The sequence below is a fragment of the Paraconexibacter sp. genome, assembly GCF_059438195.1.
The window spans coordinates 1-12929 of sequence record NZ_JBLKKY010000029.1 but is presented as its reverse complement, the minus strand read 5'-3'; the positions used below and the strand labels follow the sequence as shown (position 1 = coordinate 12929).

General features: G+C 73.3%; 11 protein-coding genes. 3 read left to right on the top strand and 8 right to left on the bottom strand.

Features of this window, described 5'->3' with window-relative positions:
* Positions 1–8: 8 nt before the first annotated feature.
* The 5 genes from ACME2J_RS11460 to ACME2J_RS11440 all read right to left on the bottom strand — a co-directional run bounded on the left by ACME2J_RS11460 (position 9) and on the right by ACME2J_RS11440 (position 3376).
* A complete protein-coding gene (locus ACME2J_RS11460; RefSeq protein WP_495545047.1) occupies positions 9–731 on the bottom strand; it encodes a heme exporter protein CcmB in 723 nt (240 codons plus the stop codon).
* Entirely contained in the window at positions 728–1426 is a 699-nt protein-coding gene (locus tag ACME2J_RS11455; protein ID WP_495545046.1) for an ABC transporter ATP-binding protein, read from the bottom strand. Before ACME2J_RS11455 ends, ACME2J_RS11460 begins: the two co-directional genes overlap by 4 nt.
* Before the next feature lie 116 nt (positions 1427–1542).
* The gene (locus tag ACME2J_RS11450) at positions 1543–2037 is read right to left on the bottom strand and encodes a MogA/MoaB family molybdenum cofactor biosynthesis protein (protein WP_495545045.1); all 495 of its coding nucleotides are present in this window, start codon (positions 2035–2037) and stop codon (positions 1543–1545) included.
* An 87-nt stretch (positions 2038–2124) separates the two neighbouring features.
* The gene (moaC, locus tag ACME2J_RS11445) at positions 2125–2604 is read right to left on the bottom strand and encodes a cyclic pyranopterin monophosphate synthase MoaC (RefSeq protein WP_495545044.1); all 480 of its coding nucleotides are present in this window, start codon (positions 2602–2604) and stop codon (positions 2125–2127) included.
* Between the two features lie 25 nt (positions 2605–2629).
* Entirely contained in the window at positions 2630–3376 is a 747-nt protein-coding gene (locus ACME2J_RS11440) for a precorrin-2 dehydrogenase/sirohydrochlorin ferrochelatase family protein (RefSeq protein ID WP_495545043.1), read from the bottom strand.
* A gap of 35 nt (positions 3377–3411) precedes the next feature.
* Here ACME2J_RS11440 and ACME2J_RS11435 point away from each other — a divergent pair, with 35 nt between their 5' ends.
* Positions 3412–4224, top strand: coding sequence for an oxygenase MpaB family protein (locus tag ACME2J_RS11435; protein WP_495545042.1), 813 nt, complete (start codon positions 3412–3414; stop codon positions 4222–4224).
* Positions 4225–4229: 5 nt separating this feature from the next.
* Here ACME2J_RS11435 and ACME2J_RS11430 read toward each other — a convergent pair whose 3' ends face one another.
* The 3 genes from ACME2J_RS11430 to ACME2J_RS11420 all read right to left on the bottom strand — a co-directional run bounded on the left by ACME2J_RS11430 (position 4230) and on the right by ACME2J_RS11420 (position 7697).
* On the bottom strand, positions 4230–5834 hold the full coding sequence (locus ACME2J_RS11430; RefSeq protein WP_495545041.1) for an aldehyde dehydrogenase family protein: 1605 nt from the start codon (positions 5832–5834) through the stop codon (positions 4230–4232).
* A 47-nt stretch (positions 5835–5881) separates the two neighbouring features.
* Positions 5882–6217, bottom strand: coding sequence for a hypothetical protein (locus tag ACME2J_RS11425; RefSeq protein WP_495545040.1), 336 nt, complete (start codon positions 6215–6217; stop codon positions 5882–5884).
* 172 nt (positions 6218–6389) lie between these two features.
* Entirely contained in the window at positions 6390–7697 is a 1308-nt protein-coding gene (locus ACME2J_RS11420; protein WP_495545039.1) for a replication-associated recombination protein A, read from the bottom strand.
* Positions 7698–7929: 232 nt separating this feature from the next.
* Here ACME2J_RS11420 and ACME2J_RS11415 point away from each other — a divergent pair, with 232 nt between their 5' ends.
* Positions 7930–8238 (top strand): hypothetical protein, encoded by a 309-nt coding sequence (locus ACME2J_RS11415; RefSeq protein ID WP_495545038.1) that lies wholly within the window; start codon positions 7930–7932, stop codon positions 8236–8238.
* A gap of 36 nt (positions 8239–8274) precedes the next feature.
* Positions 8275–12912, top strand: coding sequence for a DUF6531 domain-containing protein (locus tag ACME2J_RS11410; protein WP_495545037.1), 4638 nt, complete (start codon positions 8275–8277; stop codon positions 12910–12912).
* Positions 12913–12929 lie beyond the last annotated feature (17 nt).

The following is a 12929-nucleotide window of genomic DNA, read 5'->3' as shown; positions in this document are numbered from 1 at the left end:
CGCTCGGCTCAGTCCTCGAGCAGGAAGTCGAAGACGGCGTAGGCGAGCAGTCCGAACACGACATCATAAAGCGCGAGGATCGCGAGCCACCGCCCCTCGATCCCGCCGGCGCCAGCCTCGGCGAGGATGGGCGCGAGGCCGCGCGAGAGCCCGATGATGACCGGGACGAGGAGGGGCAGCGCGATGAGCGGCAGGAGGAGGTCCCGTGCGCGCGTCTGGATCGAGAGCGCGCCGACGAGCGTCGCGATGACCGCGATGCCGATGTCGGCGAGCGCGAGGAGGAGCGCGATCTCGCCGATCTCGCCGATCGAGAGCCCCGGGCCGAGCAGGAGGATCGCGAAGGCCGGGACCATGACGATCTCGAGGACCGCGAGGAACGCCAGGAACGCGAGGACCTTCGCGATGAAGAGCGCGGTCCGGTCGACCGGCGCGAGGAGGAGCGCGTCGAACCCGCCCTCCTCCTTGTCGGCGACGAAGAGGCGGTTCGCGCCGAGCATGCCCGCGAAGAGGAGCGTGACGCCGAGGACGCCGGCGGCGAGCTCGCCGTCGAGCGACCGGCGCTGCAGGCCGAAGTGGAAGACGACGAAGGTGACGACGCTGAAGAGCGCCATCGCGGGGACGAGCTGCGGGACGCGGCGCTCGAGGAGCAGCTCCTTGCGCAGGAGCGCCCCGACGGCGGCGCGCGTCGAGGTGAGCCGCGGCTCGGGGCGGTCGCCGGACTGCGCGCTCATGCGGCGTAGAGCTCCCCGATGTCCTCGATCGAGACCTCGGCCGAGGGCCGCAGGATCGCCGCCTTCCCGTCGCGGAGGCCGAGGGCGACGTCGCCCTCCTGCAGCCCGCCGGCCGGGTCGTGGCTCGTGACGATGCGCGTGCGGCCGCTCGTGCGGCCGACGAGCGGCTCGACCTGGGCGATCGCCGCCGGGTCGAGGTTCGCCCACGGCTCGTCGAGGAGCAGGACCTCCGGGTCGTGGAGGACGGCGCGGCACACGGCGACGCGCTGCACCATGCCGCGGCTGAAGGTGTGGACGGGGTCGTCGCCGCGGCGCAGGAGGCCGACGGCGTCGAGGAGGGCGTCGATGCGTCCCTCGTCGACGGAGTGCAGGCGGGCGTGGATGCGGAGGTTCTCGCGCGCGCTGAGATCGCCGTAGAGGAGCGGGTCGTGGGTGAGGAGCCCGATGCGGCCGCGGACGGCCCAGCCGCGGTCGGGAAGGTCCTCGCCGAGCACGCGGACCTTTCCGCGATGCGGCCGCAGCAGCGTGGCGAGGACGCGCAGCAGCGTCGACTTCCCGGCGCCGTTGGGACCGAAGACGACGAGCGTCGTCCCGGGCTCGACGGTGAGCGACAGGCGGTCGAGGACGACCCGCTCGCCGAAGCGCCGCACGAGGCCGTCGACCTCGACGGCCGGTGAGGATGCGGGCGCGCTCACGACGCGCCACGGTACCGTGCGGCGATCCGGCGACGCATGCCGTCGCCGCGACGTCGCACGCCGCCCCGGCGCACGATGCCCGCGCCCGCGCGGCGCGCACGCGCGGCTCGGCGCGGTCAGTGCCCGCCGCGGTCGGTCTCCCGGCCGCCCTCGCGCCGCGCCGTGTCGGTCGCGTGGCGCAGCACCTTCGACAGCACCGGCATGAGCTCGGTGATCGCCTTCGGGCTGCCGGGGAGGTTGACGACGAGCGTCTGGCCGACGAGGCCGGCGGCCCCGCGGGAGAGCATCGCCATCGGCGTGTGGCGCAGCGACTCGGCGCGGAGCGCCTCGGCGATGCCGGGCACCTCGCGGTCCATCGCGGCGCGCGTCGCCTCCGGGGTGACGTCGTCGGGGGTGAGACCTGTCCCGCCGGTCGTGAGGACGAGCGCGAAGTCCTCGTCGGCGTAGTGGTGGAGGCGGTCCTCGATGAGCGCCTCGTCGTCGGGGAGGACCTCCATCGCCGCGACGTCGGCACCCGCCTCCTCGGCGAGCTTCGCGAGGAGCGGTCCGCCCTCGTCCTCGCTCTCGCGCCGCGAGACCGACGTCGAGATCGTGATGACCGCCGTCCGCATCGCCCGGACGATAACCGCGTGGCGGCTCTTTGCATCTGGACAGCCAGATCTGGCTGTCCAGATGCAAAGAGGGGCTGGCCGGCGCGGTCAGGAGCCGCGGCGCCAGCTGCCGCTCTTGCCGCCGTCCTTCTCGAGGAGGACGATCTCGGCGATCTCGACGCCCTTGTCGAGGCCCTTCACCATGTCGTAGACGGTGAGCGCGGCGACCGACGCGGCGGTCATCGCCTCCATCTCGACGCCGGTGCGCGCCTCGACGCGCGCCTCCGCGGTGAGGGTGACGGTGCCGGCCTCGGCGTCGATCGTCCCCTCGACGTCGACGTGGTCGAGCCCGATCGGGTGGCAGAGCGGGACGAGCTCGCCGGTGCGCTTCGCCGCCTGGATCCCGGCGATCCGCGCGACGCCGAGGACGTCGCCCTTCGGCGCGTCGCCGGCCGCGACGCGCGCCGCGGTCTCCGGCGTCATGCGCACGGTCGCGCGGGCGAGCGCGCGCCGCGCGGTCACCGCCTTGCCGCCGACGTCGACCATGCGCGCGGCGCCGTCGGCGTCGAGGTGCGTGAGCTCGTTCATGGGGAACCCGCCCGCCCTGACGGCCTCAGGCCGCGGCGGGCGCGTGCTCGCGCTGGGCGGCGGCGATGATCTCCTGCAGCTCGCCCTCGCGGCCCTCGCGGATGAGCGCGATCGGGTCCGGGTCGCCGTTGACGATCGACTCGAAGAACGCCTTGCGGTCCTGGTAGGTCGGCAGCGTGCCCTTCGCCCAGCCGCGGACCTCGTTGAGGATGACGGCGAGCCGCGCGTACTCCTCGCCGAACAGCTCGGAGATCTCGCGCTTCATGCGCTTCGCGAGCGCGGGCGAGGCGCCGGCGGTCGAGATCGCGATCGCGAGCGGCCCGGTCCGGACGATCGCGGGGAGGATGAAGTTGCACAGCGGCGGGACGTCGACGATGTTGACGAGCATCGCGCGGCGCTCCGCGTCCTCGTAGATGCGGATGTTCGTCTCCGTCGAGTCCGTGCAGGCGATGACGATGAAGACGCCCTCGAGATCCTCGGGGCCCGCGTACTCGCGCTTCTCCCACGAGATCGAGCCCTCGGCGGCGAGCTTCTCGAGCTCGGGACCGACGTCGGGCGAGACGACGGTGACGTCCCCGTCGCAGGCGAGGAGGCCCTCGGCCTTCTCGAGCCCCATCTCACCTCCGCCGATGACGACGCACCGGCGGCCCTTGAGCTTGAGGCAGGCGATGTAGAACGGCGTCTCCAGCATGTCCTTCACGCAGGTCTGGTCGCAGATCCCGCGCTTGAACTGGCAGACGCATTCCTTTCCGGCGTAGGCGGCGGCAGGCATGGTCATCCCAGGGTACTCACACGTACTGTCTCGGGATGACCCCTCAGGACGCCTACTTCGCCGACGACGCCCTCGTCCGCCGGGTCCACGGCGAGCAGGCCCTCGCGTTCTGCGGCGGCCGCGCGCTCCTCCTCATGGCCGCGCACCCCGTCGCCTTCGAGGGGTTCTTCATGTCGACGGGCTCGCTCGACGAGCCCTACGAGCGCCTGCGGCGCACCGGCGTCGTCATGGACACGATCGTCTTCGGCCGCCGCAGCGACGCCGACCGCATGGCCGCGCGCGTGCGCGCCGCGCACCGGCGCGTCCGCGGCGTCCTGCCCGCCGACGCCGGCCGCTTCCCCGCCGGGACGCCGTACCGCGCCGACGACCCGCAGCTCCTCCTCTGGATCCTCGCCTGCCTCGTCGACTCCGCGCTCCTCACCTACGAGCGGCTCGTGGAGCCGCTCACCCCCGCCGAGCGCGAGCGCTACTGGCAGGAGTACAAGGTGATCGGCAAGCGGTTCGGCCTCGCGAAGAAGGACGTCCCCCGCACGATCGACGACTTCGACGCCTACATGGCGTCGATGGTCGCCTCCGACGACCTCCACGTCACCGACACGGCGCGCGATCTCGGCCGCGAGATCGTCCTGCGTCCACCCGTGCCGGTGCACATGCGCCCACTCGTCGAGCTCGCCAACCAGGTGACGGTCGGCTGGCTCCCGCCCCGCGTGCGGCGCATGTACGGGCTGCGCTGGGACCCCGCGCGCGCCATCGCGCTGCGCGGGGGCGCCGAGTACGCGCGTCGCGTCGTCGTCCCGCTCCTCCCCGAGCGCTGGCGGCTCGTGCCGAGCGCTCGCGCGGCGGCGTAGGCGCCTCAGCGACGGCGTAGCGAGCGGGCGACGCGCCCCGCGACGCGCGCGACGGGGAGCGCGCCGTGCCGCAGCGCCCGCTCGCGGTCCTGGTCGCGCTGCGACCGCGACTCCGTGATCGCGCGGGCCGCACGGGTGACGTCGGCGTCGTAGGGGAACCACCAGAACGGCCGGCCGCGCGGCGGGTCCCACATGACGACCTTCGGCTCCGCGCACGTGCGCAGCGCGACCGCGCCGCGCGCGCGGCCGAGGCCGCTGCCGGCGACGCCGCCCCACGGGAGCTGCGGCGCGCTGCGGGCGACGAGGTGGTCGTTCATCCACACCATCCCGACGCGCAGCTCGCGGGCGATCCGCGCGCCCTTGTAGCGGTCGGCCGTCCACACCGAGGCGCCGAGCCCGAGCTCGCCCTCGTTCGCGCCGGCGATCGCCTCCTCCTCGGAGTCGACGACGGTGACCGCGAGGACGGGCCCCGGGGCCTCCTCGCGCCAGATGCGCATCTCCGGGGTGGTGCCCGTGAGGATCGTCGGGGCGACGAACGCGCCGCTGAGGCCGTCGACCGCGATCGGTCCTCCGGTGTGCCGCTGGGCGCCGGCGGCGACCGCCTCCTCGACGAGGTCGGTGACGCGGGCGGCCCTCTCACGGCCGACGAGCGGGCCGACGTGCGTCGCCGGGTCGTCGGGATCGCCGACGCGCAGGGCGCCGGTCGCCGCGATCGCCGTGCGCAGGAAGCGGTCGGCGACCTCGCGCAGGACGAAGACCCGCTCGATGCTCCCGCCGCACTGGCCCGCGTTCGCGAACGCGCCCCACACGGCTCCGTGGGCGGCGCGGTCGACGTTCGCGTCGGCGCAGACGATCGCGGCGTCCTTGCCGCCGAGCTCGAGGACGCTGCGCTTGAGGCCGCGGGCGCACGCCTCGAGGACGTCCCGGCCCGCCTCGAGGGAGCCGGTGAAGCGGATCTGCGCGACCGGCGCCTCGACGAGCGCCCCGCCGACGTCGGCGTGGCCGTGTGCGACCTGGAGGAGGCCCTCCGGCAGGCCGGCGCGGGCGAAGATGCGCGCGATGCGGTCGCCCGCGAGGCAGGCGTGCGGCGAGGGCTTGAGGACGACGCCGTTGCCGGCGAGGAGCGCGACGGCGACGTCGCCGAGCGGCGTCGCGAAGGGCTCGGTCGCCGGGCCGATGACGCCGACGACCCCGAGCGGCTCGTAGGACCAGCGCGCGCGGGCGAACGGGCGCAGCACCCGGCTGAGGGGCGCGCGCTCGCCGGCGAGGATGTCCGGCCCCGCCTCGGCGAGCCACTGGAGGGTCTCGACGGCGGGGAGGATCTCCATCACCTCCACCTCCGCCCGGGGCCTTCCTTGCTCGCGGCGCAGGAGGTCCGCGATCTCGGGCGCCTCGTCGATGACCGCCTGGGCCGCCCGCCGCATGTAGCGGGCCCTGTCGCGCAGTCGCAGCTGGGCCCAGAGGGGCTGGACCGCCGCCGCCCCCTGGACGGCAGCGTCCACCTCCCCGGCGGGCGTCGCGGGGACGGTGCCGAGGGAGGCGCCGTCGACCGGGCTGAGAGCCTCGAGCCGGGGCGCGTCGCGCGTCGGGGACAGTGACCGGTCCGCCATGGGCCGCGATTCTCGCACCCCGGCGGGCGGCGGCCGGTTCGCCCCGCTCAGGCGGCGCGGGTGAGCGAGGCGAGGCCGGCCGTGAGTGCGGCCGCCGAGCCCGGGGCGAGGGACTCGTCGGCGAGGAGCGTGACGGTGTCGGGGCGGTCGCGCGCGCACGTCGCGTAGCCGACGAGCGTCTCGCGGCCGTCGATCCAGGCGCTCGCGCACAGGACGCTCTCGCGGACCGGGTCGAAGCGCAGGACGCGGGCGACGTCGAGATCCGAGAGCTCGAGGCCGAGGCGCTCGTGCAGCTCGCGGAGCCGCAGGCGGTCGCGGGCCTGGGGCAGGCGGATCCTCAATCGCGATCCGTCGCCGTGGTGGGGGTGGGAGTAGAGAGTCATGTGTGCGCTGACCGGTCGAGGTCGCCGCTCCTCAGTACCCCGCTCCCGGCATCCGAACCGGGGAGGGGGCCCGTGTGACGAGATGCACACGGCGAACGGCTGTTCGAGTCTACGCATCGAACGTACGTGCGGATGACAAGTTGCGCGCTGGGCGCGTTCTTTCACGGGTCCTTCACGTCTCGAGGCCGCGTGCGCGGCGCACGGCGGCGAGCCTCTCGCGCTGCGAGGACTCGTCCTCGTCGGGCAGGTAGAAGCGCGCCCCGGAGACCTCGGGCGGCATGACGTCCTGCGGCGTGACGTGCGCCGGGCGGTCGTGGGGGTAGTCGTACCCGGGCTCCTTGCGGTTCGCCGACCGCACGTACGCGGGCGGCGGAGCGGCGCCGTGCTCACGGACGTGCGCCCGGGCCGCCGCGATCGCGCGGTAGGCGGCGTTCGACTTCGGGGCGAGCGAGAGGTGGACGGCGCACTGCGCGAGCGCGTGCTGGGCCTCGGGCATCCCGACCTGGTGGACCGCCTGCATCGTCGCGACCGCGAGCGGGAGCGCCGTCGGGTCGGCGAGGCCGACGTCCTCGCTCGCGAGGATGACCATGCGCCGCGCGATGAACCGCGGCTCCTCGCCCGCCTCGAGCATGACCGCGAGGTAGTAGAGCGACGCGTCGGGGTCCGAGGCCCGCGTCGCCTTGATCCACGCGCTCATCGTGTCGTAGTGCTGGTCGCCCTTCTTGTCGAAGCGGATCGCGCGCCGCTGCAGCGCGTCCTCGGCCGTGTCGAGGGTGACGCGGTCGCCGGCCGTCGCGGCGAGCTCGAGCGCGCCGAGGGCCGTCCGCGCGTCCCCGCCGGCGCGGTCGGCGAGGAACGCGAGCGCCTCGTCGTCGACCGCGACCTCGCCGAGCTCGCCGCGGTCCAGCGCGCGGTCGAGCACCGCGCGGACGTCCTGCGCGGTGAGCGCCCGCAGCTCGTAGAGCCGGACGCGCGAGAGCAGCGCCGCGTTGACCTCGAAGCTCGGGTTCTCCGTCGTCGCGCCGATGAGCGTGACGAGCCCCTCCTCGACCGCGGGGAGGAGGGCGTCCTGCTGGGCCTTGTTGAAGCGGTGGATCTCGTCGAGGAAGAAGACGGTCGGCCGCCCGCCGCGGCGCCGCTCCCGCGCCCGCTCGATGAGCGCGCGCACCTCGGCGCGCCCGGCCTCGACGGCGCTCAGCTCCTCGAAGGCGGCGTTCGCCGCCCCGGCGACGATGCGCGCGAGCGTCGTCTTCCCCGTCCCGGGCGGCCCGTGGAGGAGCATCGAGTGCGGGTGGCCGGTCTCGATCGCCCGCCGCAGCGCCGACCCGGGTGCGAGGACGTGGTCCTGCCCGACGACCTCGTCGAGCGAGCGGGGACGCATCCGCGCGGCGAGCGGCGCGTCCGCGGCCGGCTCGGCGGCGGGCGGCGGCCGGTCGCCCGCCGGCTCGCGACCGGGCTCGGGGTCGAAGAGCGAGTCCACCCGACGAGGATCCCGCGCGCAGCGGACGGGGCGGGCGTGGGGTGGTGGTGGCGCGGGGTGTGACGGAGGCGCCGGGGGGCACCGTCGCGCCGTTCTGCGACGTCCGTTCAAGTTCATCGGTGGCGGTCCGATCAACGGCAGAGCGCCAGGTGCAACATCGGTTGCGTCGTGCCTGGCTCCTATCGATCCATCGGAAGGTGTGGGAATGTCGAGGCGCCTCGCGTGGTCGTTCGTGGCGACGGTCATCGTCATGGCCGGTTGGCTCGCCGCAGTCGTGCCCGCGCGGGCGCAGTCGTCGTGTTCGGCGACGTGGACGGGGGCGGTGAGCTACTGGTATCACGACGCGGGGAACTGGTCGTCGGGGTCGGTGCCGTCGTCGAGCGATGTGGCGTGTCTGCCGGCGGGCGCGGGCGTGTGGATCGGGTCCTCGGTGTCGGTGGGCGCGCTGGTCGGCGCGCAGGCCGGGGTGTGGGTGACTCCAAGCGGTTCGCTGACGCTCACCGACGCGGCGACGTTGTCCGAGTTGGAGAGCTATCATTAGACCGGCGGGGTACTGACGGGCGCCGGCGATGTGCTCGTGACCGATTCGTTCATCTGGTCCAACGGGACGATGAGCGGGTCGGGGACCCTGGGTGTCGGGTCCGGGGTGACGGCGTCGTTCGGGCACTCCTCGGCCTATGGGCGGGTGATCCTCGGGCGCACGCTGCGCAACTACGGTGACCTGACGTGGGCGACGGGCCAGCTGCAGGGGCTCTCGGGCGCGGTGATCGACAACCGCGGCACGCTGCGTCTGGATTCGGAGGCCGGCTCCGGTGTGTACGGGTCCGGGACGCTGTTGAACGAGGGGTCGTTGGAGAAGTCGTCGGGGACGGGCCTGTCGCAGGCCTCGTGGCCGGTGGTGAACACGGGGTCGGTGCGCGCCCAGAGCGGGCAGCTGCGGTTCACCGGCGGCAGCCCGGCGGGCGCACCGTCGACGGGCAGCTGGCATGCCTCCAGTGGCGCGCAGCTGCAGTTCGTGGGCGGCGCCTACGACCTGGGGTCGCAGGCGCAGATGACGGGCCTGGTGGTGTTGTCCGCCGCGACGGTCGTGGCGGGCAGCGTGCAGGGCCCGTCGGCGTCGCTGGTCGTGGCGGCCAACGCGGTCCTCGACCTCGAGGATGCGGCGACGGCGTCGGTGCTGGCCAGCTACGGGCAGACGGGGACGCTCACCGGCCCCGGCGATCTGCTGGCGACCGACTCGTTCACCTGGTCGGGCGGCACGATGTCGGGCACAGGCACCACCGTCGTCGGGTCTGGGGTCTCAGGCACCTTCGCGCACCCGTCGGCGACGGGGAAGCTGCTTCTGCGGCGCACGCTGCGCAACTACGGGACGCTGGAGTGGGCGACCGGCCTGATCGACGCGGCCGGCGGGGTGCTCGACAACCGCGGCACTCTGCGCATGAACTCCGAGGCCGCGCAGGGCGCCTACGGCGCCGGGCAGCTGCTCAACGCCGGCACGCTGACGAAGTCGGCCGGGACCGGCACCACCCAGCTCGCCCTCGCGGTGGAGAACACCGGGACGGTCGACGTGCAGAGCGGCGGCCTCAAGCTCGCCGCCGGCAGTACCGGTGCGGCCTCGACGGGCACGTGGAGCGCGCAGAGCGCCGCGCAGCTCATGTTCTCCGGCGGCGTCTTCCACCTCGCCGGCGATGCCGAGATGCGTGGGCCGGTCACGATCTCCGGTGCCACCGTGCATGCGGCGAGCATCGACGGCGCCGATGCCTCACTGGTCGTCGGCGGCAGCGGCACGCTCAACCTCACCGACCCGGCGACCACGTCGGTGGTCGCCGACTACGGGCAGACCGGGACCCTCACCGGCCCGGGCGATCTGCGCATCACGACGTCGCTGAACTGGACCCAGGGAACGATGTCGGGGGCCGGTGCCACCATCCTCGATCCCCAGGGCACGGGGACGATCGCGCCGCCCGGCAACTTCGGCCAGGTCCAGCTGGCGCAGCGCGTGCTCGCCAACCGCGGAACGCTCACCTGGTCGATCGGCGAGTTCCTCGGCCGTGACGGCGGTGTGCTGCACAACGAGGGCGAGTACCGCGCCAACTCCGAAGACCCCGACGGCATGAGCGCCGGCACCCCCGGCCCCGTCCTCATCAACGACGGCCAGATCCGCAAGACCGACGGCACCGGCACCACCACCATCGACTGGCCGATCCTCACGCGCGGCACCAGCACCGAGGACACCGGCACCCTCTCCCTCACCGGCGGCCAGCTCGCCGACCTCCCCGCGAACTCCGAGCTCGCCGGCCCCGGCAACCCGGCGATCCCGAATCAGCAGAAGGTGTGCGCGGGCAAGCCGGTGGATTGCGCGACGGGCAACCAGTTCGAGGTGCATACCGATCTGCAGGTCGGTGGCCGCGGCGGCCTCGGTGTGGTGCGCACCTACAACTCGCAGAACGCCGCCGCCAGCACCGCGCCGGGCGCGCACGGCCACGGCTGGTCGGGCTCCTACCGGGAGCGGCTCCAGGTGGATGCGGCGAGCCTGACGGCGACGGTGTGGCATGCGGATGGCAGCACGGTGACGTTCGTGGACTACGGGCAGGGCCGCTACCGCGCCCCCGCCCGGGTGCAGTCGACGTTGGTCGAGCAGCAGGACGGCTCGTTCCTCTACACCCTCCCCACGCAGGTCTCGCTCACGTTCGATTCCGGCGGCCGGCTGCTGAAGCAGGCCGATCGCGACGGCAACGAGGTCACGCTCGCCTACGACAGCAACGACCGCCTCGAGACGGTCACGGACCCGGCGGGCCGTACGCTGGACTACACCTACAACGGTGACGGGACGGTCGCCTCGGTCACCGACCCCGAAGGCCTCACGGTCGAGTACACCTACTCCTCCGGCGAGCTCGTCGGGGTGCAGTACCAGGGGGTCGCGCAGGCGCAGTGGGCGTTCGGCTACGACGCCGAGCATCAGCTGACGTCGATGACCGACGCGCGCGGCCACACCACGACGACCGCCTACGACAGCTCGAACCGGGTGACGTCGCAGACCGATGCGCTGAACCGCACCCGGACCTGGGCCTACGGCACCGACCACACCACGATCACCCACCCGGGCGGCGAGGTGACCCGCCTGGTCCGCGCGGGCGAGCAGCCCGTCTCCGTGACGCGCGGGTATGGGACGGCGAAGGCGGCGACGACCTCGTTCGAGTACGACGCGGTGTTGCGGGCGCCGGTGAAGGTCACCGACCCCGAGGGCCGCGAGACGACCTTCAGCTACGACACCGCAGGGAACCGCACGGCGGTCACGGTCCCCGGCGGCCGACGGACCGAGTGGACCTACAACAGCACCCGCGACGTCACGTCGATGACGACCCCCTCGGGCAGAGCGACGACGTTCGTGCGCGACACCGCCGGCCGCGTGACCGAGGTGCGCCGCACGCTCGTGCGCGCCGGGCAGCCCGATGTCACGCAGGTTCACGCCTTCGCCTACGACACGCACGGCAACCTCCTCACGGAGACCGATCCGCGCGGCAAGACCACGACGCACACCTACAACAGCCGTGGGGATCGGCTGACCACGACCGATCCGCTCGGGCACACCACGAGCCGCACCTACGACGACAACTCCCGCGTCGCAAGCGTGACCAGCGCGCGCGGGCATGAGCAGGGCGCCGATCCGGCGGACTTCACCACGACGATCACCCGCGACCTCCTCGGCCGCCCCACCGGCGCCAGCGGCCCGGAGGGCCGGCAGACCTCGACCAGCTACGACCTGCTCGGGAACGTCACCTCGCGCACCGACGGCGCCAACCGGACCACCACCTACGCCTACGACGCCGAGAACCAGCTCACCCAGGTCACGCGGCCCGGCAACGCGACCGTCCAGACCACCTACGACCCGACCGGGCAGGTCGCGTCGGTCACCGATCCCAACGGCAAGACCACGACCTACACCCGCGACGTCCTCGGCCGCCTCACCGGTGTCGAGGACCCGCTGGGCCGGGACACGACGTTCGCCCGCGACCTGTCGGGCCGGATGAGCTCGCAGACCGACGCCGCCCAGCGCACCCAGACCTACACCTACACCGCCGCCGGGGAGCTCACCGCAGTCGACTACTCCGACGCCGCGATGACCGACCTGTCGTTCACCTATGACGACGACGGGCGGCGGACCGCGATGAGCGACGAGACCGGCCAGACCACGTACGCCTACGACACCCTCGACCGGCTCGTCTCCGTGACCGACGGGGCCGGGAAGACCGTCGCCTACGGCTATGACCTCGCCGACCGGCAGACCTCGATCACCTACCCCGGCGGCCAGGACACCGTCACCCGCACCTTCGACGACGCCGGCCGCATCACCCAGATCACCGACTGGCTCGGGCACACCGTCACCTACGCCTACAACGCCGAAGACCAGCCCACGCAGATCACGTTCCCGACGGGGACCGGGGACACGACCGAGATCGCCTACGACCAGGCCGGCCGCCCGACCACGCAGACGCTCGAGCATCAGGGCACCCCCAGGCAGACCTCCACCGCCACCTACAGCCCGGCCGACCAGATCACCGGGCTCACCGAGACCGGGCAGCTCGCCGCCACGCACGCCTACGGCTACGACACCCAGGGCCGCCTCGCCTCCGACAACAGCGACGCCTACACCGTCGACCCCGCCGGCAACCTCACCGGCCTCCCCGGCGGCGCCACCCTGAGCTACGACGACGCCGGGCAGCTGCAGACCCTCACCCAGGGGCAGGACCAGACCGCCTACACCCACGATCCGCTCGGCAACCGCATCCAGGCCGACCCGACCACCGGCAGCACCGTGGACTACGCCTACGACCAGGCCAACCGGCTCACCGAGGTCGACGACACCACCACCCCCATCGGCTACACCCACGACGCCGACGGGCTACGCGCCACCCGCATCGAGGGCACGCAGACCGACACGCTCACCTGGGACCGCACCGCCGGCGTGCCGCTGCTCATCTCAGACGGCACCCGCCGCTACGTCCACGACCCCGACGGCAAACCGCTCCTCGCGATCACCAACGGCGGGACGCTCAGCGTCCTGCACACCGACCGCCAGGGCAGCGTGCGGCTCATCACCGATGCGACCGGCACCGTGGAGGCGACCCGCAGCTACGACGCCTACGGCAACCCCACAGCGAGCACCGGCACCACCTCGATGAGCAATTGTCAAATGTTGTGGATAGGGCGATGAAGGGTGATCAGGCGGCG

Bases quoted from the DNA above. Each gene is read 5' to 3' on its own strand.
- ACME2J_RS11460 (WP_495545047.1), bottom strand. From the start codon at position 731: ATGAGCGCGCAGTCCGGCGACCGCCCCGAGCCGCGGCTCACCTCGACG.
- ACME2J_RS11450 (WP_495545045.1), bottom strand. From the start codon at position 2,037: ATGCGGACGGCGGTCATCACGATCTCGACGTCGGTCTCGCGGCGCGAG.
- moaC (WP_495545044.1), bottom strand. From the start codon at position 2,604: ATGAACGAGCTCACGCACCTCGACGCCGACGGCGCCGCGCGCATGGTC.
- ACME2J_RS11440 (WP_495545043.1), bottom strand. From the start codon at position 3,376: ATGCCTGCCGCCGCCTACGCCGGAAAGGAATGCGTCTGCCAGTTCAAG.
- ACME2J_RS11435 (WP_495545042.1), top strand. From the start codon at position 3,412: ATGACCCCTCAGGACGCCTACTTCGCCGACGACGCCCTCGTCCGCCGG.
- ACME2J_RS11430 (WP_495545041.1), bottom strand. From the start codon at position 5,834: ATGGCGGACCGGTCACTGTCCCCGACGCGCGACGCGCCCCGGCTCGAG.
- ACME2J_RS11425 (WP_495545040.1), bottom strand. From the start codon at position 6,217: ATGACTCTCTACTCCCACCCCCACCACGGCGACGGATCGCGATTGAGG.